Genomic DNA, 22,124 nt, shown 5'->3' on the forward strand with positions numbered 1-22,124 from the left:
CACCTGCCGACCATTCCACCTCTTTATGGCATGAGCAAGCCGGAGCCGGCTGCGTTACGCAGCCCGCATCGGCTTCAGCGCCTCGCTCCAGCGCGAGAGCTCGTCCAGCATGGTCTTGGTCCCACCCTCTACCTGCTCACTAGCCTGGAAGGAGCCGTCGCTCTCCAGCAGTTTCTGATACATCGGCAGCGCGACGCCTTCCGAGATGGGCATGACGCCCACCGCGGTCAGCAGCGGCTTCAGCGCCTGCGCGGCGCGCAGGCCTCCGGAAACGCCGCCATAGCTGAAAATGGCGGCTGGCTTGTATTTCCATTCGCGCGCAAGGTAGTCGATGGCGTTGACGATCGCAGGCGCCACGAAATAATTGTACTCCGGCGCCACGAACACGAAGGCGTCGGCGGCATCAATGACCTTCGACCAGGCTTTGGTGTGGTCGTTCTGGTAATTGCCGAGCCTGGGGTGATGCGGCTCGTCCAGAACCGGCAGATGGAACGTGGCAATGTCGGTCAGCACCGGTTCGAATTTGCCGTGCTCGCGGGCAAAATCCTCCAGCCAGTGGGCGAAGACCGGCCCGGCGCGGCCCGGCCGCGTGCTGCCGATTATGATGTTCAGCTTGTGCTTCAAGCGGACTCTCCTGGGCGATTGGCAGTAGCTGTTGGTAACTGTCACCTATGGCAGAGTGTCCAACCGGACAAGCCGCAACGGTTTCACCGGCGGTCACGATCCGATGAACACACCGTCTGTCGGGCACACCGGGCGCTGCAGCGTTTCAGTTTGCCGTTCGGTCACATGGACGCCCGGATTGCCAGCCACTACATCTGAGCTATCAGCGGAGCACCTCATGGACACGCAGCCCGTCCCCTTCGTGCCGCCGGCGCCCAGGCCGCGCACGACGCCGCCTTCGACGCTGGAGATGATGCGGATCGTCTACCGCAATCCCCTCGAACTCTGGGGCGAGCACACCTACAACGAACCCTGGATTTCGGCGAATGGCGTCGGCGGGCATCTGATCGTCGCCAACGATCCCGGCCTCATCCGCCACGTGCTGATCGACAACGCCAAGAACTACAAGATGGCGACGGTGCGCCAGATGATCCTGCGGCCGATCCTGCGCGACGGGCTGCTGACCGCCGAAGGCGAGGTGTGGAAGCGGTCGCGCAAGGCGATGGCGCCGGTGTTCACGCCGCGGCATATCTTCGGCTTCGCCGAGCCGATGCTGCGCCGCACGATGCAGTTCGTCGCCCGCTACGAGGAGGGCGGGATGACCGATGTCGCCCATGACATGACGCTGCTCACCTACGATATCCTGGCCGAAACGCTGTTTTCGGGCGAGATTGCGGGCGAGCCCGGCAGTTTCGCGCAGGAAATCGACCGCCTGTTCGAAACCATGGGCCGTGTCGATCCGCTCGACCTGTTGCGCGCGCCCGAATGGCTGCCGCGGCTGACCCGCATCCGCGGCCGCAAGACCATGGCGTATTTCCGCAAGATCGTCACCGATACAGTCAAGATGCGCGAGGAGCGGCTGAAGCGCGACCCCGACACCGCGCCGCAGGATTTCCTGACGCTTCTGCTGCGCGCCGAAGGCCCCGACGGGCTGACGCGGGCGGAAGTCGAGGACAACATCATCACCTTCATCGGCGCCGGCCACGAGACCACCGCGCGGGCGCTGGGCTGGACGATCTACTGCCTCGCCGAAGCGCCGTGGGAGCGCGAAAAGGTCGAGCGCGAGATCGATGCCGTGCTGGCGCGCGAACCCGACCCGACGAAATGGCTCGACGCAATGCCGTTCACCCGCGCCGCCTTCGAGGAGGCGCTGCGGCTTTATCCGCCGGCGCCGTCGATCAACCGCGAGCCGATCGAGACGGAGACCTGGAACGATCTGGTGCTCCCCAAGCGCGCGGCCGTACTGGTGATGCCTTGGGTCGTCCACCGCCACAGAAAACTGTGGGACATGCCCGACGCCTTCATGCCCGAACGCTTCCATCCGGGAAACCGCGAGAAGATCGACCGCTTCCAGTATCTGCCGTTCGGCGCCGGTCCGCGCATCTGCATCGGCGCCAGCTTTGCCATGCAAGAGGCGATCATTGCGCTGGCCATCATGCTGTCGCGCTTCCGCTTCGATGTGACCGCCGAGACCAAGCCGTGGCCGGTGCAGAAACTGACGACACAGCCGCAAGGCGGCCTGCCGATGCAGGTGACGCGGCGCGTTTAACGGCGCAACGCCTTGTTACGCGATGCCGGCGGGCTTGCGCTGGAACTGGCCTGCGGCGCGGAAGCGCCAGAGATAGCTGGGCAGGATTGTGCCGATAGACTGCGGCTGGATGTCGAGGCCGGCAAGGTTCCGGTTGGCCTTGTTGGCCTCCTCCGACACAATGTTGGGCTGGCGCAGCAGCAGCACCTGGTCTTTGGTCAGCAACGGGTTGGGCAGCAGGCCGAGGATCGAGGCCTGCAGATTGGCCATCCACCACGGCACCGGCACCAGGAGCCGCTTGCGCTCGATGACGGTGAGCAGCTCTTCTATGCACTGCTTGAAGGTGAGCACTTGCGGCCCGCCGAGTTCATAGATCTGGCCGCCCTTGATCTTGCCCTCGACCGAACGCGCCACCGCTTCGGCGACATCGCCGACATAGACCGGCTGGAACTTGGTCTGGCCGCCGCCGATCAGCGGCAGCACCGGCGAATAGCGCGCCATGTCGGCGAAGCGGTTGAAGAAACTGTCCTCGGGTCCGAAATTGATCGACGGACGGAAGATGACGGCGTCGGCGATCGTCTCCAGGACAGCCTTTTCGCCGAGCGCCTTGGTGCGCGCATAATCGGACTCGGCGTTGAGGTCGGCGCCCAGCGCCGAAATATGGGTCAGTCCTGCGCCGACCGAGCGCGCGGCTTCGGCGACGGCGCGGGCGCCGAATTCGTGCACGGTGTTGAATTTCTGCCGGCCGCTTTCATGCGGGATGGCGACCAGATTGATGACATGGTCGGCGCCCTGCACGGCGCGGTCGACGGACCAGCGCACGCGCACATTGGCCTGCACCGGCTGGATCTGGCCGACATTGCCGAGCGGCTGCAGATGTCCCGCGAGATCGGGCCGGCGCACCGCCACCCTGATGCGGTAGCCGCGCTTGGCCAGCGCCCGCACGATGTGGCGGCCGACGAAGCCGGAGCCGCCGAAGACGACCACGAGCTTGGGGATCTGCAGGATTTCGGTCATGGCTGGCTCCGGCGCTCGAAAGCTTGGCTGAAGCCGTTTCATAGTCCGTTTTGGGCCAAAGGCAAAGGGTGACGCGTCGTCGCTGCCACCCTCTTATGGACCCTTCAGAACGCCTTGCCGAGGCGCGCGTCGACCGACTGGCGGTTGCCGCCGCGGATAACGAAGAACAGCAGGATCGCCGCCCATAGAAGCGACTTTTCAGCGCCGGAAAAGCCCTGGCCGACAGTGATCCAGTGGAACCAGACGGTGACCAGCAGCACGATCATACCGGCAAAGGCTGCGGGCCGAGTCAACAGGCCGATGGCGATCAGAATGCCGCCGAAGAATTCGGTGCAGGACAAAAGCAGCGACCAGAACGCGCCGGGACAGAAGCCGAGGCCTTCGACCATCTCGGCGGTGCCGAAAGGGTTGGTGATCTTCTGCGTTTCGGCGCCATCATACAGCGACGAATACAGGCGGCCAAACACCGGAACGATAAGTTTGCCCCGGGAAGCGTCGGTGGTTGCGGACATCGTAGCTCCTGTTGTTGTGACGATCCCTTGCAAACGCCCGATGGTTCCGGCAAGTCAAGTTAGCAAAAGTTAACTTCCGCCATCATGTTTTAGCACACAGAGCACGAACGCAGAAAACCCCGCCGAAGCGGGGTTTTCCGGGTGACGCAACTGTCGAGACAGAGCGCAACGCGGCGGATAACCTGAGACGGCATACGCCCGCCCGGGCCCTAAACGCATCCGACAGAAGACACCGACCGGGCAAACCCGACCCGGCAGCTATTGGTCGTTGCGATCGGTAGAAAGGTTCAGCCAGGTCGCGTTGTCGCAGGACCGCTTCAGCCCGAATAGCGCTCGGCGAACTCGGAAATGCGCTGCACCACGGCTTTGGGGGCATTGATGCCGCGCGCCTGCGCCTTCTCGGCCGCTTCGGCCCGCGCCCGGCCCGGAACGTGCACGCCAAAGCGCCGGCGCAGCCGGTCGAGCTGGTCCTTCATGCGCTGCTCGAAATCCGGGTCGAGCAGCTTGGGCTCGACGGCGAGCACGAACAGGCCGGTTCCCGGGCTGTCCGATCCGCCGGAGAACCAGGGCGCGTCGAGCGACCAGTTGGCGCCCGACAGGCCAGCCGCCAGCACTTCGACCATCAGCGCGATGTTGGCGCCACGCTGGCCGCCGAAGGCCAGCATGGCGCCCTTCATGGCAGCGGCCGGATCGGTGGTCGGGTTGCCGCTGGCGTCCAGCGCCCAGCCTTCGGGGATCTTCTTGCCGTCCTCGGCCGCCTTGCGGATGTTGACGAAGGCGGTGGCGCTCGACGACTGGTCGATGACCAGCGGCGCGCCATCGGCGGCGGGTGCCGCAAACGACATCGGGTTGGTGCAATAGACCGGCTTGACCGAGCCCGAGCCTGCCAGCACCGCCGGCCCGTTGGTGGCGGCGAAGGAGACCAATCCCAGCTGCGCCAGACGCCCGGTGAAATAGCCTAGTGCGCCGCACGTATAGGCGTTCTTCTGCGAGAAGATGGCGACGCCGAACAGCTTTGCCGCCTTGGCGAGGTCGTCGATGGTGCGGTCGAAGCCGGTATGGGCGAGGCCGCCACGCGCATCGGAGAGATAGACGGCGAGCGCCGGCCTGGTGATCACCGGATCGGCATTGCCGTCGATGCGGCCGGCTTCCAGCGCTTCGAGGTAATCGATGAAATGGGTCAGCCCGACGGTCGAAAGCCCTTCCGCCTCGGCGGCAATGATCGAGGCGGTGAGCGACCGCGCCGCCTCCTCATTGGCGCCGGCGCCGAGCGCCGCCATCCGGCACAGCCCTGTTGCCTGGTCTAGAGAGAGTTGCATGGTGCGGACCCGATTGGTGGTGAGAGTGAGTAGGGAGTAGTCAGTAGGGAGTAGCGAAAGCAAGCGGTTTCCCGGTCATATGCTGACTACTCACTACTGCCTGCTCACTATTCCCTAGCCCACCTTGTTCGGTATGCGCGCCTCGATCTTGCTGAATGCAAACACCAGTATGCCGGTGATGATCATGTAGATCAGCGCCAAAAGCAGCAAGGGTTCGTAGGTGAGGTAGGTGTCCTGCCGGACCTTGGACGAGACTGCGAAGATGTCGATGACGCTGATCGTCGCCACCAGCGGCGTCGACTTCAGCTGCAGCACGGTTTCGCCGGTCAGCGTCGGCAGCGCCCGGTAGATGGCCTGCGGCAGCCAGATGCGGCGGAAAATCTTCCAGCGGCTCATGCCGAAAGCGCGGGCCGCCTCTAACTGCCCCTTCGGCACGCCGGCAAAGGCGCCGCGCATTACTTCGCCCTCATAGCCGGCGAAGGACAAGGTCAGTGCCAGCACGCCATAAGGCCAGGCTTGCCTCAGATACGGCCACATCCAGGATTCGCGGATCCAGGGAAATTGCGGAAACAGCGAGCCCAGCCCGTAATAGAGCAGCCATAGCTGGATCAGCAGCGGCGTGCCCCTGATGACGGTGCAGAATGTCCTGGCGGGCGCGGAAAACCAGAAAGAGCCGGCGGCCTGCGCGAGCCCGAGCGGCACGGCGAGCAGGAAGCCGAGAAAGCAGGTGACGGCCAGGATCCACAGCGACCGCCAGATGCCGAGAAGCCCCATTTCATAATATTGCGGCAGCCAGTCCCAGCGCATGAAGAAGGCGGCGCTCAGCACCAGCCCGATCGCGATCAGGATCAGCACGATGCGATGCGGCTGCAGCCACAGCGACGTCCGCGCGGCAACATTGATGATGATCGCTTCTCCGGCCATCAGCGCGCATCCTTGAGCGACGGCATACCGCGCCGCGACCAGGCCTCGAGACGGCCGATGAGGAGGTTGGAGACCAGCGACAAGATGAGATAGAGCACGCCCGCGGCGAAAAAGAAGGTGAAATAGGCTTTGGTGACGCCCGCCGCCTGCCGCGTCGCCAGCGCCAGCTCGTAAAAGCCGACGACCGCCAGAAGGGCCGTATCCTTGGTGGCGATCAGCCACAGATTGGCGAGCCCGGGTATGGCGAAGGGCAGCATCGCCGGCAAGGTGATGCGCCGCAGCATGAGCCCGGGTGACATGCCATAGGCGCGGGCGGCTTCGATCTGGCCCTGCGGTATGGCCAGGATGGCGCCACGAATCACTTCGGTCGAATAGGCGCCCTGGACAAAGCCGAGCACGGCGATGCCTGCCGCAAGGCCGCTGATGTCGACGCGCTGGTAGCCCATTGCCGTCAGCGCCTGGTTGATCAGGTCCGTCCCGGCATAATAGAGCAGCAGGATCAGCACCAGTTCGGGCACGGCGCGCACGATGGTGGTGTAAACCGCCAGCAAGTCGCGTACGACCGGCCCGCCGTAAAGCTTGCCAAAGGCGCCCCCGGTGCCGATCAGGAGACCAAGGACCGTGGCGCCGAGCGCGATCTCGATCGAATGGAGCAGCCCAAGCAAGAGCGTGCCGCCCCAGCCCGGCGGATTGGGCGAAAGAAGCTCGATTATGCCGGCCGCCGAGGCCGAAAGAAGTGCGTCGATCAGCGTCGCCCCCGGATTGCTGGCTTCAACCACCGCCGACGGCAGCGCCGGCGGGGGCAGGGAGGCATGGCGCTAACGCCGTGCCCCCTAGCTCATGCGAGGATCGTCAGTTCGACTGCGCGCCGCCACCACCGTAAATGTCGAAATCGAAGTATTTCTTCGATATCTCGTCATATTTGCCGTTCGAGCGGATCGCCTTGATGCCGGCGTTGATCTTGGCCTTAAGGTCGGTGTCTTCCTTGCGCACGCCGGCGCCCACGCCCGGTCCGAGCACTTCATCGTCCGGAGCCACCATGCCCTTCAGATCGCAGCAGGCCTTGCCCTGGTCCGACTTCAGGAATGCGTCGAGCGCGATCGAATCCGCCTGGACGGCGTCGAGGCGGCCTGCGGCCAGATCGTTGTTGGCTTCGTCCTGCGTCTGGTATTCCTTGATCTCGGCGGCCGTGGGCCCGAAATGCTTCTTGGCATAGGCCGAATGGGTGGTCGACACCTGCACGCCGAGCACTTTGCCTTTGAGATCGTCGGGCGTGGCGCCGAATTTCTGGTCCTTCGGGCCGATGATGGCGGTCGGCGTGTTGTAGTACTTATCCGAGAAGTCGATGGTCTTCTCGCGTTCGGCGGTGATCGACATCGAACTGGCGATGACGTCGATCTTCTTGGTCGTCAGCGCCGGGATGATGCCGTCCCAGGCGACAGGCGTGATGACGCAGTCGAGCTTCTCCTCGGCGCAGACGGCGTCGATGAACTCGATTTCCCAGCCAACCCATTTGCCGGAAGCGTCCGGCGAGGTGAAGGGCGGATAGGGCTCGGCGGCGACGCCGATCTTGACCGGATCGGCCTTGGCCACGCCCATGGCGGCGACGCCGAGCAGCAGCGCTGCGGCGAATGTTTTCAGAACAGTCTTCATGTCACGACTCCCAGTTTGTTGTTGGTTCCCGGTTTTCTTCCGTCCCGGCCTTCCTAGCCGATGTTGCGGATGAACTGCTTCAGCCTTTCGGATTTCGGTGCGCCGAATATCTGCTCCGGCGGCCCCTCTTCCTCGACCAGCCCGTTGCAGAGGTAGACGACATGGGTCGCGACCTCGCGGGCGAATTTCATTTCATGCGTGACCAGCACCATGGTGCGGCCCTCGCGCGCCAGGTCGCCGATCACCTTCAGCACCTCGCCGACCAGCTCCGGGTCCAGCGCCGAGGTCGGCTCGTCGAACAGCATGACGCGCGGGTTGATGGCCAGGGCGCGGGCGATCGCCGCGCGCTGCTGCTGGCCGCCCGAGAGATAGGCCGGATAGACGTCGCGCTTTTCGGCGAGGCCGACGCGCGCCAAAAGCTTTTCGGCTTCCCTGATCGCCACGTCGCGCCTGACGCCCAGAACATGCACCGGAACCTCGATGACGTTCTCGATCAGCGTCATGTGGCTCCACAGGTTGAAGTTCTGGAACACCATGCCGAGCTTGGCGCGGATGCGTTCGATCTGCCGGCGGTCGGCGGGCACGGTGTGGCCGTGGCTGTCGGCCTTGAGTTTGATCTCCTCGCCATTGACGCGGATGATGCCGCTGGTCGGATTTTCCAGGCAGTTGATGCAGCGCAGCAGCGTCGACTTGCCGGAACCCGAGCCGCCGATAATGGCGATCACCTCGCCGTCGCGCGCCGACAGCGAAACGCCTTTCAGCACATGCAGCTGGCCGAATTTCTTGTGCAGGTTCTCGACATGGATGGCTTCGGCGGCGCCGTCCTGCGCCTTGCCGGATTGGACTGCGGCGGGTCCCGCCGCGCTCACCGGGGAACCTCTGCCACAGGGTCCACGGCAGATCGTCGAACGTCTATCCGGCTAATCAACATACGCTGTAATGCCCACTCCAGACTTCAGCATGGACCCAACAGCGCGAGCCCGTCAATCCCGCTCATTACGGCACTTGCGGCCTTATTGTGCAAGTGTATAAATAGCCTCCGATGAAATTTCTTCCATTTTTTTCACCCTGAACACGGCATTGAAAAGGGCACCGATGAGCGCTTTCGGATCACAGTCCATGGCGGCGCCGTTGCGGCGCGTGCTGATGCGGTCGGCGGCCAATGCCATGCGCGGCGCCGACCGGGCTACCTGGCACTATGGCCCGGGTTTCGATGCGGTGAAAGCGGCGGCGCAGCACGCGGCTCTTGCTGAACTGGTGACGGCTTCCGGCGCCGAAATCGAATGGATCGATGACAATGCCGACGGGCTGTCGGATTCCGTATTCACCCACGATCCGTCACTGATGACCGATCGCGGCGCGCTGATCCTGTCCATGGGCAAGCCACTGCGCGCCAGGGAGCCATCGCTGCATGAGGAAACCTACACACGCCTGGGTATTCCCATCCTCGGCCGCGTCCAGGCTCCCGGCCAGGTCGAAGGCGGCGATTGCGTATGGCTGGATGCCAGCACGCTGGTGATCGGGCGCGGGGTGCGCTCCAACCAGGAAGGCATACAGCAGGTTTCCAACCTGCTGACGCCGCTCGGCATTTCCGTCTACGGCTTCGATCTGCCGCTGTGGCAGGGCGAGGAGGCGTGCCTGCATCTGATGTCGGTGATCAGCCCGCTGGCCGACGACCTGGCCCTGGTCTATTCACCGCTTTTGCCGGCGCCGTTCTATCAGTTGCTGAAGGCGCGCGGCATCCGGCTGGTGGGAGGCGACGCCGAAGAGTTTGCCGCGTCCAACGGCCTCAGCCTGAACGTGCTGCCGACCAGCCCGCATAAAGTCATTGCCGTCGCCGGCTTTCCCAAGACCAAGGCCGCGATGGAAGCCGCCGGCTGCACGGTTCAAATCTTCGAGGCGGATGCCCTCTGCATCGCCTGCGAAGGTGGGCCGACATGCCTGACGCGGCCCATCCTGCGGCAATGAATGAGCGCCGCAAGTTCCGCCGCGAGGGCGAGGAGCGGCGGCGGCAGGATTTGATCGACGCGACCCTGGACAGCGTGGCCGAACATGGGCTGGAGGGCGCCAGCCTGCGCACCATCGCACTGCGCGCCGGCGTCACCGCGGGGCTGATCCGGCACTATTTCCCCGGCAAGGAAGACTTGCTGCAGGAAGCGTACGCGGCGCTGATGGGCCGTATGACCGAGCAGGCGAAGGCAGCATTGCTCATGGAAGACGCCGCGCCGCGCCAGCGCCTTGCGGCCTTCGTTACCGCCAACCTCAACGCCCCGATCATCGATGCACGCGTGTTTTCGCTCTGGGCAACCTTCATCGGCCGCGCCGGCGCGGATCCGAGCCTGGCTCGCGCCCACCGCGAAGGCTATCTTGGCTTTCGCAACGAGGTGGAAGCAGTCGTTGCCGAAGTGCTCGGCGCCGAGCAGCGCAGGCCAAACGCAAATGAACTGCGCCGCCATGCCATTGCCATCAACGCGATCATCGACGGGCTCTGGATCGAAGGCTGTCTGGCCGCAGAGATGTTCTCGCCTGGCGAATTGGCGGCGATCGGCGTCAAAGCCATAGAGGCCGAGCTCGGCCTGGCGCCGCAAAAGGGAGAGAAGCTATGACCACCATCGGCGAAGCGCTGATCACGCTGCTCGAAGCGCATGGCGTCGACACCGTTTTCGGCATTCCTGGCGTCCACACTGTCGAGCTTTACCGCGGGCTGGCGCGTTCAAAGATACGCCATGTCACGCCGCGTCACGAACAGGGCGCCGGCTTCATGGCCGACGGCTATGCCCGTGCCAGCGGCCGGCCGGGCGTTGCCTTTGTCATCACCGGACCGGGGCTGACCAACACCATCACCGCAATGGGCCAGGCGCGCGCCGATTCGGTGCCGATGCTGGTGATTTCGGGCGTCAACGCGATGCCGACGCTGGGAAAGGGGCTGGGCTTCCTGCACGAACTGCCGGACCAGCGCGGCATGATGGAGAAGGTGGCGCTGTTTTCGCAGCGTGTCACCGAGGCCAGCGAATTGCCTGGCGCTTTGGCGCGGGCCTTCGCGCTGTTTTCGTCGTCGCGGCCGGGCCCCGTCCATATCGAGATCCCGACCGACGTCATGGTCAAACCGGCCGACGGCATCGCTGCTTCGCTCACCAATGCAGCGCCGCGGGCGCCGGATGGCGCGGCCATTGCCGAGGCAGCCAGGCTGATCGCAGCCGCGCGCCGGCCGCTGATCCTTGCCGGTGGCGGCGCCAAGCGCGCCGAACAGCCATTGCAGCTTTTGGCCGAGCGGCTCGGCGCGCCTGTCGCCCAGACCGCCAATGCGCGCGGTCTGCTGCATGCACATCCGCTTTGCGTGCCGGCCAGCCCCAGCCTGAAGGCGGTGCGTGCGCTGATGGCAGACGCCGATCTGGTCATCGCCGCCGGCACCGAATTCGGCCCGACCGACTATGACGGTTACAGCGACGGCGGCTTCGTGCTGCCCGCCAATCTGATCCGCATCGATATCGGCGCCGACCAGCTCGCCCGCCGCCCGGTGAGCGTCGGCATCCAGGCCGATTGCGCGGAGGCGCTTGGCGCACTGCTAGGCGCGCTCCACCCTGATCATGCCGCAGCGAAGGACGGCGAGAGCCGCGCAGCCGCGTCGAGAAAGGCGGCCTTTGCCGAGCTCAGCCCGGCCTATGCCGCGCAGGTGCGTGCGGTGGAAACCATCCGCGACGCACTGCCGGGCGCCATCATCGTCGGCGATTCCACCCAGCCGATCTACGCCGCCAATCTCTATTACGACCATGACCGGCCAGGCGGCTGGTTCAACGCCGCCACCGGTTTCGGCGCGCTCGGCTACGGACCACCGGCGGCGATCGGCGCAGCCCTTGCCATGCCCGGCGTGCCGGTGGTCTGCCTCACCGGCGACGGCGGCTTCCAGTTCACCTTGCCGGAGCTGGGCGCGGCGCTCGATGCACCCGCACCGGTCATCTTCGTCGTCTGGAACAACAGAGGCTATCGCGAGATCGAAACGTCGATGCTCGATGTCGGCGTCGAGCCGCTCGGCGTGTCGCCGGCGCCGCCGGATTTCTGCAAGCTGGCCGAGGCCTACGGCATATCAGCCGAACGGCTTGCCGGTACTGCCGGTCTCGCCGATGCGCTCAAACGCGCACGCGCAACGGGCATGCCTCACGTCGTCGAAATCACCATCGACTGACGCTTGACCGCGCGCTTTACGTCAATGCGCGGGTCAGAAGGGGGCGGTCGGCGACTTCGAGCGATGCAAAGACGCAACAACTGCCATGTCGAGATGTCGGTTGAGTGATCGTGCAAAAGGCGCGACGCTCTGCGTCGGCGCGGCACGACAAGCGACATAATCATAAGAAACGACAGGAGCGTCCAGGATGACGGAAACAGTTCAGGGCAAGCATATCGTGGTGACCGGTGGCACCGGGGCGCTGGGTGCCGCGGTCGTCGGCAAATTGCTGGGGGACGGCGCGATATGCCATGTGCCGAATGCCCACGCGTCGGCCCCCTCGCATTTCCCCTTCGCGGCCCATGATCGCGTCCGGCTGGCGCACAATGTCGATCTCGCCGATCCTGCCAAGGTCGATGCCTTCTATGACAGCGTCCCCGAATTGTGGGCCTCCATCCATCTGGCCGGCGGCTTTGCCGCAGCCCCGGTCGAGAAGATCGAATCCGCATCCTTTGCCGAAATGATGGACACCAACGCCCGCACCGCCTTTCTGTGCTGCCGCGCTGCGGTGCGCTCCATGCTGGGCTCGAACACAGCGGGCCGCATCGTCAATGTCACGGCACGCGCCGGGCTCGACCCGCGCCGGGGTGCCGGCATGGTCGCCTATGCCGCCAGCAAAGCGGCGGTGGCAGCGATGACCGTGGCGATGGCGGAAGAGCTGAAGCACAAAGGCATACTGGTCAACGCGGTGGCGCCCTCGACGCTCGATACGCCGGCCAACCGCGCCGACATGCCGGACGCCGATTTCGGCAAATGGGTCAGCCTCGAAGCCGCCGCCGAGGCAATCGCCTATCTGGCATCACCGGCCAATCTGGCGATGAACGGCACGCTGGCGCCGCTTTACGGCCGCGCCTGAAGTTCCGCCGCGCAGAGCGGCTCATTTGGTTTGGCTTCCCGATGGCGGCCTTTGCCGACCTCGCCTGATCTACAGCGGAGGTTGGCCATTCAATCATGGCGACCGCCGACGCCTCCACGGCATTAGAAGACCTGCGACTACGTCAGGTTCGAGACGCCTGCCTCCACGACCTCGACTGCGTCGCCGATGGCGATCGTGCCGGCGTTGTTGGGAATGGCATTCTGGCCGAAGATGATGCCGCCCTTGGCGGAGCGGTGGATTTTGCCAAGCGTCTGCAACGGCTCGCGCGGGTCCGGCTGCTCGCCGCTCAACGGATCTCGGGTGGTGATGACGCAGCGCGAGCAGGGCTTTGCGATCCGCAACTCCACCGTGCCGATGCGGATCGTCTTCCAGCTGTCTTCAGGCCATGCGCCTTCTGCGTCGACGACGATGTTTGGCCGGAACCGCGCCATCTCGATGGGCCTGGCAAGATGGCTGTTCAGATGGTTCAGCGAGCCCGTCGTGGCGATCAGCAGCGGAAAACCGTCGGCAAAGCCGACGTAATCGCCAGGCTGGCCGAATTCCGCATCGACCGGCCGGTTTCGCGGATCGTCGAAATAGACGAGATCGACGGGCCGGCCAAGAATAGCCGAGAGATATGCACCGGCGGCCGGATCGCCCGGCCGCGCGGCAACCATATCCTTCCAGATCTTGACTTGCCGGAGCGCGGTGCCGGGAGCCGGTGCCTCGACGAAGTGCGAGCCATGCCTGTCATGTTTCAACAGGATGCCCGTTCCGCGATGCTCGACGTCGATCGTCGTCATATCGGGTATCTGGCGAATGGTGAGGAACTGCCCATCCTTGTCGACGACCATCCAGCGGCGGTCGCCTTCCATGCCCATTGTCTCGATCTCGGCGCTCGGCACGGCATGGCCGCGCAGGCTCTTGACCGGATAGCGATAGAGTTCGACGACCTTCATCCCGCATGCTTCTCCGTTGCCCGAAGGGCCGGACTTCCGTGTTTACGTCTGCAACGACGGCCGAGCCTACAACCGCGCGTGTGGAATTGAAGGGGTTGCACAGTCTTAGTCTAGTGCCAATCGCGCAGCCGAGCATGAAAAACCCGCGAGCCTTGCGGCCCGCGGGTTTTCTTGTTCAGGCTGCGCGCGAGGCGCAGCCGAGGCTTACGCTTGCGCGAAGCGGCTTACGCGCTGCGCGCAAAGCGGCTTAGCTGCCCTGCTTCTTCAGCGCGGCGCCAAGGATGTCGCCCAGCGAAGCGCCGGAGTCGGTAGAGCCGTACTGTGCGACGGCTTCCTTCTCTTCGGCGATTTCCAGCGCCTTGATCGAGACCTGCAGCTTGCGGGTCTTCTTGTCGAAGGCGATGACGCGGGCGTCCAGCTTCTGGCCGACCGAGAAGCGCTCGGGGCGCTGCTCGTCACGGTCACGGCTGAGGTCGTTGCGCTTGATGAAGGTCTCTATGCCGCTGTCGACCAGCCGCACTTCCAGGCCGCCATCCTTGATGCCGGTGACTTCGCAGGTGACGACCGCGTTCTTGCGCAGTTCGCCTGAAGTCGCCGCTTCGCCGACCGTATCCTTGGCCAGCTGCTTGATGCCGAGCGAGATGCGCTCCTTGTCGATGTCGACGTCGAGCACCTGCGCCTTGACCATGTCGCCGCGATTGTACTCTTCGATGACCTGCTCGCCCGGACGGGTCCAGTCGAGGTCCGAGAGGTGCACCATGCCGTCCACGTCGCCTTCGAGGCCTATGAACAGGCCGAACTCGGTCTTGTTCTTGACCTCGCCCTCGACCTGGCTGCCGACCGGATGGCTCGCGGCAAAAGCCTGCCACGGATTCTCGAGCGTCTGCTTGAGGCCGAGCGAGATGCGGCGCTTGGCCGGATCGACCTCGAGCACGACCACGTCGACTTCCTGCGTCGTCGACAGGATCTTGCCGGGGTGCACGTTCTTCTTGGTCCACGACATTTCCGAAACGTGGATGAGGCCTTCGATGCCCGGCTCCAGCTCGACGAACGCGCCGTAGTCGGTGATGTTGGTGACGGTACCCTTGATCTTCTTGCCGATCGGGAACTTGGTGCCGATCTCGGACCACGGATCGCTCTCGAGCTGCTTCATGCCGAGCGAGATGCGGTGGGTTTCCTGGTTGATGCGGATGATCTGCACCTTGACCGTCTGACCGATGTTGAGGATCTCGGTCGGGTGGTTGACGCGGCGCCATGCCATGTCGGTGACATGCAGCAGGCCATCGATGCCGCCGAGGTCGACGAACGCACCGTAATCGGTGATGTTCTTGACGACGCCTTCGACAACCTGGCCTTCTTCGAGGTTCTGCACGATTTCCGAACGCTGTTCGGCGCGGCTTTCCTCGAGCACGGTGCGGCGCGACACCACGATGTTGCCGCGGCGGCGATCCATCTTGAGGATCTCGAAGGGCTGCGGGTTGTGCATCAGCGGAGAGACATCGCGGATCGGGCGGATATCGACCTGGCTGCGCGGCAGGAAGGCCACGGCGCCGTCGAGGTCGACGGTGAAGCCGCCCTTGACCTGGTTGAAGATGACGCCTTCGACGCGCTCACCCTTGGTGAACTTCTCTTCGAGCTTGACCCAGCTCTCTTCGCGGCGGGCCTTGTCGCGCGACAGGACGGCTTCGCCCAGCGCGTTTTCGATGCGCTCGACCATGACCTCGACCGTGTCGCCGACCTTGAGCGTCGAGTCCTTGCCCTTGACGCCGAATTCCTTCAGCGGCACGCGGCCTTCGACCTTGAGGCCGACATCGATGATGGCCATGTCTTTTTCGATCGCCAGGATCGTGCCCTTGACGACCTGACCTTCGCCGGAGTGACCGGTGGTAAATGATTCTTCGAGCAGGCTCGCGAAATCGTCGCGAGTGGGATTTGCAGCTGACATATTTTCTCCTGGAGTGCCCCGCATCTGAAGCGGGACGGGCGCCGTGGGTTAGCGTTGCGTTGGCCTGCCGGCGTTCCGGGCTACAAAAGCCCTGGGCCGCCTAAGCGGCAATTCCGGCGCATGAAGAATGCTGGCAGGCTGGTTCGTGCCCGATATGGGTATTTTCTTCGCTTCCGGCAATCGGTGGAGCGGGAAAACCCTGGATCAGGCTTTGTCTCTCTTGGCCAGGGCGTCGTCGATGATCGCTTTGGCCGCCAGAAACGCGGCCTCTATAGCCATTTCGGAGGTATCAAGCAAGTGCGCGTCCGCCGCCGGCTTCAGCGGCGAGTCGGCGCGGCCCATGTCGCGCTCGTCGCGGCGCACAATATCGGCAAGAATTTCGGCGAAATCGGCGGTGCCGCCGATGCTTTCGATCTCGGCCAGCCGGCGCTGCGCCCGCACTTCGGCGCTCGCCGTCACATAGAGCTTTATGTCGGCGTCAGGGCACACAACCGTGCCGATGTCGCGCCCGTCGAGCACCGCGCCTGGCGGTGTCCTGGCGAAATCGCGCTGCTTTTCGACCAGGATGCGCCGGACGGTAGGGTAAATCGCGACCTTCGAGGCCGCCTCGCCAACCGCATGCGCCGACAGCACCGCACGGTCGAGCTTTGCCAGATCGACCTGGCGTGCGGCGGTTTCGGCTGCTGAGACATTGTCGAGTGGCAGCGCGTGCCGGATCAACGCATAGGCGACGGCGCGGTAGGTGAGGCCGGTGTCGAGCAGGTTGAGGCGGTAGTGGTCGGCCAGCCGTCGGGCCAGCGTGCCTTTGCCGGCGCCGGCGGGACCGTCGATGGCGATGGTGAAGGTCATTGGCGGGCCAACACGAAAGACAGACGCCGCGATCCTTCGCGCCCCCCTCTGTCCTGCCGGACATCTCCCCCTCCAGAGGGGAGATCAGAAGCTTCTGCGCCCCACTCTTTCCTGCAATTTCGAAAACTGGCGAAAGCCGCTGTGACGGCCGATCTCCCCCCTTGAGGGGGAGATGTCCGGCAGGACAGAGGGGGGCGCTGTCCCGCCGACATCTCTGCTTGCTTTGCGCTTGGCATCAACCTACCCGATCTCCGCACCGAGCCCCGTCATCAGACCCATGAACTCCGGGAAACTCGTCGCGATCATGGCGGCGTCGTCGATGGTCACCGGCTTTTCCGTTGCCAGCCCCATTACCAGGAAGCTCATGGCGATACGATGGTCGAGATGCGTCTGCACCGTCGTGTCCTGGCCATTGGGATGGCCGCCCAGCCCCTTGCCGCCGGGCTTTCCGCGCACCGCGAGCGAAGCTTCGCCTTCGGCGCAGTCGACGCCGTTGAGCTTCAGCCCATTGGCAACCGCTGCCAGTCGGTCGGATTCCTTCACCCGCAGCTCTTCCAGCCCCTGCATCAACGTCTCGCCCTCGGCGAAGCTCGCGGCAACCGCCAGCACCGGATATTCGTCGATCATAGACGGCGCCCGCTCGGGCGGCACGGTGACGCCCTTGAGCTCGGAGTAGCGCACGCGCAGATCGGCAACATCCTCGCCGCCGGCATTGCGCGGGTTCAAGATGTCGATCTGGCCGCCCATTTCCTGCAACGTTAGAAGCAGGCCGGTGCGGGTGGGGTTCATCAGCACGTTCTCGATGACGATGTCCGAACCCGGCACGATCAGTGCCGCGACCAGCGGGAAGCCGGCCGAGGAGGGGTCGCCGGGCACGGCGATGGTCTGCCCCGTCAATTTGCCCTGGCCCTCGATGAAGATGTGGCGCACGCCGCGCTCGTCGGTCTCGACCGAGAGATTGGCGCCAAATCCCCTAAGCATCTTTTCGGTATGATCGCGCGTCATCACCGGTTCGATCACGGTGGTGATGCCGGGCGTGTTGAGGCCTGCCAGCAGCACGGCCGACTTCACCTGCGCCGAGGCCATCGGCACGCGGTAGGTAATGGGTGCGGCGTGTTTCGGCCCATGCAGCGTGATCGGCATGCGGTCGCCCGGCGTCGCCTTCAGCACCTGCACGCCCATCTGGCGCAAGGGTTCGAGCACGCGGCCCATCGGCCGTCCCGACAGCGATGCGTCGCCGATGAAGGTCGTTTCCATGTCGTAAGTGCCGACGAGGCCCATTGTGAGGCGGGAGCCGGTACCGGCATTGCCGAAATCGAGCGGGCCTTCCGGCTGCAGCAGCGCGCCATTGCCGGTGCCGCGGATCACCCACTCGGCGCCGCGCTTCTCGATATGCGCGCCCATCGCCTTCATGGCGGCCGCCGTGCGCATCACATCCTCGCCTTCGAGCAGGCCGGTGACGCGGGTTTCGCCGGAGGCAAGGCCGCCGAACATCATGGAACGGTGCGAAATCGACTTGTCGCCCGGCACGCGAGCGGTGCCGGAAAGGGCGGATGATTTGCGGGCGGTGGCCGGCTTGGCAGCGGCGGCGTGAGACATGGAATTTCCCTGGACGGAATGCCGGCGCACCGGCGCTTTTCATTTGTTGCGGCGGTCTCGTATCACGGCGGGCACGAATGGTCATCCCCATGGTCGTCGCTTGGCGCGAGGCCTTTCAGTGCTTGGTTTTGTGACGCCGGCTTTTCGCTTTGACAGCGCGGTAAACTGTGGTTAAGGGGACCACTCTTTTACTGACGAGGCTTGACGTGGCAAAAAACGAACTTGGCACAAAGCGTGTCGACCCTGAAACGGGCCGAAAATTCTACGACCTGAACAAGGACCCTGTCGTCTCGCCCTATACGGGCAAGACGTATCCGCGTTCCTATTTCGAGGACGGCAAGATCGCCGCCCTCGAAGAGGAAGAGGAAGTGGCCGAGAAGGAAGTGGACGCCGAGGAAGAAGAAGGCGTTGAAGTCGTCTCGCTTGAAGAGGCCGACGAAGACGTCAAGGCCGGCGACGAGCTTCCCGACCTGGGCGACGACGAGGACGATGTCGATCTAGGCGACGATGAGGACGATACTTTCCTTGCCGACGAAGAGGAAGAAGACGACGACGTCGCCGACATGATCGGCGTCGGCGACGACGACGACGAAGTCTAAGAACGCTTCGAACGCATGCATTTAGCGGCGTTCACGGGCTATGACGAAAAAGCGGCCCTCGAAGGCTTGATCTTCAGGGAAGGCGGGGTTAGAAGCCGCCTGCACTAAACGGCGCGGTCCTGAAACCCGCGCCGGACCTCTCGCCGGCAACGGCGACGGCTGACTGCCGGAGTGGGGCCATAGCTCAGTTGGGAGAGCGCTTGAATGGCATTCAAGAGGTCGTCGGTTCGATCCCGATTGGCTCCACCAAACAGTCTCTTTCCGACGCTCGGTTTCGCGGCATTCATGCTTGTCGCCTGCCAGTCGGCGCCTGAACCATCATCGCCGCCCGCACCTCAGCCCATGGAGCCTGCCGCGATCTCTGCTCCTGATGGTGCGGCGGTCCTCGATCCATCCGTGCGGGTTATGCCGCCCGGCGAAGGCGTCCCGGCCAAATATGTCGCGTTTTCCGGCATATGGGGCGGACAGCTGGACGGGATGTATGACGGCAAGCTCGCCGTGCTGACGATTACGCGCGGCGGCAATGTCACCGCCACCTATGCCTGGGGCGATGTCGCCGACAACAAACCGGGCGTGGCCGATGGCGAAGGCAAGATTTTCGGCAACACGTTGAAACTGCGGCGCCTTCCCAATGGCGCGGACGTCAGCGCGGTCATTCAGGCGGACGGAACGCTGGCCGTCACCTATGGGCTTGCCGACCGAACCTATACGGGCACGTTCACCAAGCAATAATCGCGAGAGCTAATCTTCCGGGGGAGCCACGGCTGGCCCCTTCCCCGATCAGCGCAGGCCGAATTCGCGCAGCAGTTCTTCGCGATAGCGCACGAAGCGGCTCTCGCTGCGCTCGCGCGGGCGTGGCAGGTCGATGTCGATCAACCGCGCCGCGCCGCCTTTCTCCTTGGGCAGGATCAGCACCCGGTCGGCAAGATAGATCGCCTCCTCCAGATCGTGGGTGACCATCACCATGGTGACGTTCTCCTCGCTCCAGATGCGCGCCAGTTCCTCCTGCATGCCTATCTTGGTCATGGCGTCCAGCGCCCCCAGCGGCTCGTCGAGCAGAAGGATCTCGGGCTGCACGGTGAGCGCCCGGGCGATGCCGACGCGCTGCGCCATGCCGCCGGAAAGCTGGCTCGGAAAAGCATCGGCGAATTCAGCAAGGCCGACCAGTGCGACGTAGAAGCGGGCGCGTTCCTCGGCTTGTCTCTTGGGAACGCCACGCACTTCGAGGCCGAACGCGACATTGCCGAGCACGCTCAGCCACGGCAGCAGCCGCGGCTCCTGGAAGATCACGGCACGCTCGGCGCCGACGCCATGCACCGGCTGGCCGTCGATCGCGACACCGCCGCTGTCGGCCGCCTCCAGCCCGGCCAGAATACGCAGCAGCGTGGTCTTGCCGGAGCCGCTGGCGCCGACAATGACCAGGCATTCCCCCGAACGAATGTCGAGGTTGAGCGTCCGCAGCACGGCAAGCTGGCGCCCGCCGAGGCTGAAGGATTTGGACAGGTCGCGGATCGAGACCTCCCCGCCGCGGTTGGAACCGGTCATCTTGTCTCTCAGCTATTTCAAAGCTCAGTTGATCTTGGTTTCGCCGGGCCGGTACAGAATGTCGGCGGCTTTCAGCTTGCCCTTGGCCAGACGGCCGTCGCGCTCCAGCACGGCGACCCAGAAGTCGATGTCGCGGTCGGTCGCCTGCGCACCTTCGCGCAGACCAAAGCCGGTCCAGTAGCGGGCGAGATCGCCGTTTTCACCGCGCTTGTCGAGGATAGTGGCCAGCACCTTGCGGGCTTCGTCCGGGTTCTGGCGCGACCAGTCCGAGGCGCGCGCCGACTGTTCGACGAAGTTGCGCGCCGCATCCGGGTTGGCGGCAATGAAGTCGCGCCTGAGTACGACGAAGCCGCCGGCGAGTTCGCCGAGCACCTGCGTGTCGTCGAACACGCCGCGCACGCCGCCATTGGCGACCAGCGCGCCGGCAAAGGTCGCCTGCCAGTAGCCGAGGCCGGCAATGTCGACCTGGCGCGAGCGCAGCGTCTGCTCAAGCTGCGGGCCGGGCACGACAATGAGGTTGGCGGCGGTCGGCGGCAGGCCGACGCTGTGCAGGGCCTCACGCACCGTATAGTCGAGATGAGCGCCGAGCGTATTGACCGAGATGGTCTTGCCGGCAATGTCGGCGATCGATTTGATCGGGCTGTCTTCCAGCACGTAGAAGACGCTCTTCACATCCTTGTTGATGCCGTTGCTCGGATACGCCGCGACGAAGTCGTTGCCGCCCGAGATCGAGTTGATCACCGCTGCGGTGGCGGCCGAGCCGATGTCGACGCTGCCGGAAGACAGCGCAAACAGCGATTCCGGTCCACCCGAGGAATAGCCGACATTCTCCAGCTCGACGCCGAGCCCTTTGAAGTAGCCGAGCTCGTCGGCCAGCTCGTGCGGGGAGATGCTGCCACGGCTGGCGAGGTAGCGGAACTTGACGGCTGCGGCTTGCGCAAAGGCCAGGCGCGGCAGGCCGGCGGCGATGAGGCCGGCGGCAAGCGGCGCGCCGGCAAGCAGCGAACGGCGGGTGATTTTCATGATCGGGTCCTTGTGAGGTAAACGGTGAGGGGCGGACTGCTCAGTTGACAGGATTGCTCCAGCGACAGAGCCGCCGCTGCAGGGTGACCAATGCCTGGTTGGCGATCAGGCCAAGCCCGGCGAGGATGACGATTGCCGCAAACATCAGCGGGATCTGGAAATTGTACTGCGCGTTCATCACCTGGAAGCCGATGCCCTTGTTGGCACCTATCATCTCGGACGCGATCAGCAGCAGCAGCGCCGTGGTGGCGCTCAGCCGCAAGCCGACGAAGATCGACGGCACGGCGCCCGGCAGTACGACGCGGCGAAACACGGTGAGCCGGCTCGCACCATAGACGCGCGCCATTTCAAGCAGCTTGGGATCGACTTCCTTGACGCCGCTGGTGGTATTGAGCAGCAGCGGAAACAGCGTCGCCCAGAAGATGACGAAGATCTTCGAGGTCTCGCCAAGTCCCAAGAGCAGGATGAACACCGGGTAGAGCGCCAGTGCAGAGGTCTGCCGGAACACCTGCAGGATCGGATCGAGCGCGGTTTCGACCGGGCGCACCTGGCCCATGAACAGGCCGAGCGGAATGGCGACGGCCACGGCTGCGGCAAAGGCGATGCCGGCGCGCTGCAGGCTGATGGCGATGTCGCCGAGCAGGCTGCCGCCGGCAAGCCCCTTCCAGAGCGCTTCGACGATCATGTCGATCGGCGGCAGCACCGCCGCGTTGACCCATCCGACGCTGCTCGCCACCTGCCAGAGCGCCAGGAAGCCGGCAAGCACGCCGTAGCGCTTCAGGAAGCGAACAGCAGCCCGGCCGCCGAGGCGCAGAAAGTCGGTGCCGAGCCCGGTTTCGCCACCACTGCGGCGAACCGTGATTTGCCGATCGATGTGCTGCAACGTCATTGCTTCACCCCTTCGATGCCAA

General features: G+C 64.5%; 22 protein-coding genes and 1 tRNA gene. 8 read left to right on the forward strand and 15 right to left on the reverse strand.

From position 1 onward, the window contains the following. Nucleotides 1–54: 54 nt before the first annotated feature. The gene (locus tag X756_RS152870; protein WP_023729733.1) at nt 55–624 is read right to left on the reverse strand and encodes an NADPH-dependent FMN reductase; all 570 of its coding nucleotides are present in this window, start codon (nt 622–624) and stop codon (nt 55–57) included. A gap of 217 nt (nt 625–841) precedes the next feature. Between X756_RS152870 and X756_RS152865 the strand changes: the two genes are divergently transcribed. Continuing rightward, nucleotides 842–2,212, forward strand: a complete 1,371-nt coding sequence (locus X756_RS152865) for a cytochrome P450 (protein WP_023729734.1) — start codon at nt 842–844, stop codon at nt 2,210–2,212. A gap of 15 nt (nt 2,213–2,227) precedes the next feature. Here the strand turns inward: X756_RS152865 and X756_RS152860 are convergent, their stop codons facing one another. The 7 genes from X756_RS152860 to X756_RS152830 form a co-directional block, all read right to left on the reverse strand. Continuing rightward, nucleotides 2,228–3,208 (reverse strand): complex I NDUFA9 subunit family protein, encoded by a 981-nt coding sequence (locus tag X756_RS152860; protein WP_023729735.1) that lies wholly within the window; start codon nt 3,206–3,208, stop codon nt 2,228–2,230. A gap of 104 nt (nt 3,209–3,312) precedes the next feature. After that, the gene (locus X756_RS152855; protein WP_023729736.1) at nt 3,313–3,720 is read right to left on the reverse strand and encodes a DoxX family protein; all 408 of its coding nucleotides are present in this window, start codon (nt 3,718–3,720) and stop codon (nt 3,313–3,315) included. Between the two features lie 317 nt (nt 3,721–4,037). Further along, nucleotides 4,038–5,039, reverse strand: coding sequence for an Ldh family oxidoreductase (locus X756_RS152850; protein ID WP_023700423.1), 1,002 nt, complete (start codon nt 5,037–5,039; stop codon nt 4,038–4,040). Between the two features lie 114 nt (nt 5,040–5,153). Beyond that, nucleotides 5,154–5,963: an ABC transporter permease gene (locus X756_RS152845; RefSeq protein ID WP_023729737.1), complete on the reverse strand. Its 810-nt coding sequence runs from the start codon at nt 5,961–5,963 to the stop codon at nt 5,154–5,156. Continuing rightward, complete coding sequence (locus X756_RS152840) at nt 5,963–6,676, reverse strand: ABC transporter permease (protein WP_196813869.1); 714 nt, start codon at nt 6,674–6,676, stop codon at nt 5,963–5,965. The genes X756_RS152845 and X756_RS152840 overlap by 1 nt, the downstream gene beginning before the upstream one ends. Before the next feature lie 139 nt (nt 6,677–6,815). Beyond that, on the reverse strand, nt 6,816–7,616 hold the full coding sequence (locus tag X756_RS152835; RefSeq protein WP_023671323.1) for a transporter substrate-binding domain-containing protein: 801 nt from the start codon (nt 7,614–7,616) through the stop codon (nt 6,816–6,818). Between the two features lie 53 nt (nt 7,617–7,669). Next, on the reverse strand, nt 7,670–8,485 hold the full coding sequence (locus tag X756_RS152830) for an ABC transporter ATP-binding protein (protein ID WP_023729738.1): 816 nt from the start codon (nt 8,483–8,485) through the stop codon (nt 7,670–7,672). 226 nt (nt 8,486–8,711) lie between these two features. Here X756_RS152830 and X756_RS152825 point away from each other — a divergent pair, with 226 nt between their 5' ends. The 4 genes from X756_RS152825 (at nt 8,712) to X756_RS152815 (ending at nt 12,694) form a co-directional block, all read left to right on the forward strand. Further along, a complete protein-coding gene (locus X756_RS152825; protein ID WP_023729739.1) occupies nt 8,712–9,584 on the forward strand; it encodes a dimethylarginine dimethylaminohydrolase family protein in 873 nt (290 codons plus the stop codon). Continuing rightward, nucleotides 9,554–10,222, forward strand: a complete 669-nt coding sequence (locus tag X756_RS0134200) for a TetR family transcriptional regulator C-terminal domain-containing protein (RefSeq protein WP_031238391.1) — start codon at nt 9,554–9,556, stop codon at nt 10,220–10,222. The genes X756_RS152825 and X756_RS0134200 overlap by 31 nt, the downstream gene beginning before the upstream one ends. Further along, on the forward strand, nt 10,219–11,799 hold the full coding sequence (locus X756_RS152820; protein WP_023729740.1) for a 5-guanidino-2-oxopentanoate decarboxylase: 1,581 nt from the start codon (nt 10,219–10,221) through the stop codon (nt 11,797–11,799). Before X756_RS0134200 ends, X756_RS152820 begins: the two co-directional genes overlap by 4 nt. 187 nt (nt 11,800–11,986) lie before the next feature. Further along, nucleotides 11,987–12,694 carry an SDR family NAD(P)-dependent oxidoreductase gene (locus X756_RS152815; RefSeq protein ID WP_023695922.1) on the forward strand — a complete coding sequence of 236 codons (708 nt, stop codon included), beginning with the start codon at nt 11,987–11,989 and terminating at the stop codon, nt 12,692–12,694. A gap of 137 nt (nt 12,695–12,831) precedes the next feature. Here the strand turns inward: X756_RS152815 and X756_RS152810 are convergent, their stop codons facing one another. The 4 genes from X756_RS152810 to aroA form a co-directional block, all read right to left on the reverse strand. Further along, nucleotides 12,832–13,653 carry an MOSC domain-containing protein gene (locus X756_RS152810; RefSeq protein WP_023695921.1) on the reverse strand — a complete coding sequence of 274 codons (822 nt, stop codon included), beginning with the start codon at nt 13,651–13,653 and terminating at the stop codon, nt 12,832–12,834. A 247-nt stretch (nt 13,654–13,900) separates the two neighbouring features. After that, nucleotides 13,901–15,598, reverse strand: a complete 1,698-nt coding sequence (gene rpsA, locus X756_RS152805; protein WP_023671316.1) for a 30S ribosomal protein S1 — start codon at nt 15,596–15,598, stop codon at nt 13,901–13,903. A 204-nt stretch (nt 15,599–15,802) separates the two neighbouring features. Further along, the gene (gene cmk / locus X756_RS152800; protein ID WP_023671315.1) at nt 15,803–16,447 is read right to left on the reverse strand and encodes a (d)CMP kinase; all 645 of its coding nucleotides are present in this window, start codon (nt 16,445–16,447) and stop codon (nt 15,803–15,805) included. Between the two features lie 240 nt (nt 16,448–16,687). Then, nucleotides 16,688–18,046 carry a 3-phosphoshikimate 1-carboxyvinyltransferase gene (aroA, locus tag X756_RS152795; protein WP_023671314.1) on the reverse strand — a complete coding sequence of 453 codons (1,359 nt, stop codon included), beginning with the start codon at nt 18,044–18,046 and terminating at the stop codon, nt 16,688–16,690. 206 nt (nt 18,047–18,252) lie between these two features. Between aroA and X756_RS152790 the strand changes: the two genes are divergently transcribed. The 3 genes from X756_RS152790 to X756_RS0134205 all read left to right on the forward strand — a co-directional run bounded on the left by X756_RS152790 (nt 18,253) and on the right by X756_RS0134205 (nt 19,377). Continuing rightward, the gene (locus tag X756_RS152790; RefSeq protein ID WP_023671313.1) at nt 18,253–18,645 is read left to right on the forward strand and encodes a TIGR02300 family protein; all 393 of its coding nucleotides are present in this window, start codon (nt 18,253–18,255) and stop codon (nt 18,643–18,645) included. Between the two features lie 173 nt (nt 18,646–18,818). Continuing rightward, a tRNA-Ala gene (locus tag X756_RS152785) sits at nt 18,819–18,894 on the forward strand. Nucleotides 18,895–19,041: 147 nt separating this feature from the next. After that, nucleotides 19,042–19,377, forward strand: coding sequence for a hypothetical protein (locus X756_RS0134205; RefSeq protein ID WP_245259937.1), 336 nt, complete (start codon nt 19,042–19,044; stop codon nt 19,375–19,377). Nucleotides 19,378–19,425: 48 nt separating this feature from the next. On the opposite strand, the gene X756_RS152780 is transcribed toward X756_RS0134205, so the two are convergent. Genes X756_RS152780 through X756_RS152770 form a run of 3 tightly spaced genes read right to left on the reverse strand, consistent with a single transcriptional unit; the run spans nt 19,426 to nt 22,102 of the window. Further along, nucleotides 19,426–20,190 (reverse strand): ABC transporter ATP-binding protein, encoded by a 765-nt coding sequence (locus X756_RS152780; protein ID WP_023729741.1) that lies wholly within the window; start codon nt 20,188–20,190, stop codon nt 19,426–19,428. Between the two features lie 24 nt (nt 20,191–20,214). After that, on the reverse strand, nt 20,215–21,213 hold the full coding sequence (locus tag X756_RS152775) for an ABC transporter substrate-binding protein (protein ID WP_023671310.1): 999 nt from the start codon (nt 21,211–21,213) through the stop codon (nt 20,215–20,217). A gap of 40 nt (nt 21,214–21,253) precedes the next feature. Then, nucleotides 21,254–22,102: an ABC transporter permease gene (locus tag X756_RS152770; protein WP_023683543.1), complete on the reverse strand. Its 849-nt coding sequence runs from the start codon at nt 22,100–22,102 to the stop codon at nt 21,254–21,256. Nucleotides 22,103–22,124: the final 22 nt, after the last annotated feature.

Source organism: Mesorhizobium sp. LNJC405B00, assembly GCF_000502615.1.
Lineage (GTDB): Bacteria > Pseudomonadota > Alphaproteobacteria > Rhizobiales > Rhizobiaceae > Mesorhizobium.

Coding starts and splice junctions, on each gene's coding strand:
- X756_RS152865 (WP_023729734.1), top strand. CDS start 842: ATGGACACGCAGCCCGTCCCCTTCGTGCCGCCGGCGCCCAGGCCGCGC.
- X756_RS152860 (WP_023729735.1), bottom strand. CDS start 3,208: ATGACCGAAATCCTGCAGATCCCCAAGCTCGTGGTCGTCTTCGGCGGC.
- X756_RS152855 (WP_023729736.1), bottom strand. CDS start 3,720: ATGTCCGCAACCACCGACGCTTCCCGGGGCAAACTTATCGTTCCGGTG.
- X756_RS152850 (WP_023700423.1), bottom strand. CDS start 5,039: ATGCAACTCTCTCTAGACCAGGCAACAGGGCTGTGCCGGATGGCGGCG.
- X756_RS152845 (WP_023729737.1), bottom strand. CDS start 5,963: ATGGCCGGAGAAGCGATCATCATCAATGTTGCCGCGCGGACGTCGCTG.
- X756_RS152835 (WP_023671323.1), bottom strand. CDS start 7,616: ATGAAGACTGTTCTGAAAACATTCGCCGCAGCGCTGCTGCTCGGCGTC.
- X756_RS152825 (WP_023729739.1), top strand. CDS start 8,712: ATGAGCGCTTTCGGATCACAGTCCATGGCGGCGCCGTTGCGGCGCGTG.
- X756_RS0134200 (WP_031238391.1), top strand. CDS start 9,554: ATGCCTGACGCGGCCCATCCTGCGGCAATGAATGAGCGCCGCAAGTTC.
- X756_RS152820 (WP_023729740.1), top strand. CDS start 10,219: ATGACCACCATCGGCGAAGCGCTGATCACGCTGCTCGAAGCGCATGGC.
- X756_RS152815 (WP_023695922.1), top strand. CDS start 11,987: ATGACGGAAACAGTTCAGGGCAAGCATATCGTGGTGACCGGTGGCACC.
- X756_RS152810 (WP_023695921.1), bottom strand. CDS start 13,653: ATGAAGGTCGTCGAACTCTATCGCTATCCGGTCAAGAGCCTGCGCGGC.
- rpsA (WP_023671316.1), bottom strand. CDS start 15,598: ATGTCAGCTGCAAATCCCACTCGCGACGATTTCGCGAGCCTGCTCGAA.
- cmk (WP_023671315.1), bottom strand. CDS start 16,447: ATGACCTTCACCATCGCCATCGACGGTCCCGCCGGCGCCGGCAAAGGC.
- aroA (WP_023671314.1), bottom strand. CDS start 18,046: ATGTCTCACGCCGCCGCTGCCAAGCCGGCCACCGCCCGCAAATCATCC.
- X756_RS152780 (WP_023729741.1), bottom strand. CDS start 20,190: ATGACCGGTTCCAACCGCGGCGGGGAGGTCTCGATCCGCGACCTGTCC.
- X756_RS152775 (WP_023671310.1), bottom strand. CDS start 21,213: ATGAAAATCACCCGCCGTTCGCTGCTTGCCGGCGCGCCGCTTGCCGCC.
- X756_RS152770 (WP_023683543.1), bottom strand. CDS start 22,102: ATGACGTTGCAGCACATCGATCGGCAAATCACGGTTCGCCGCAGTGGT.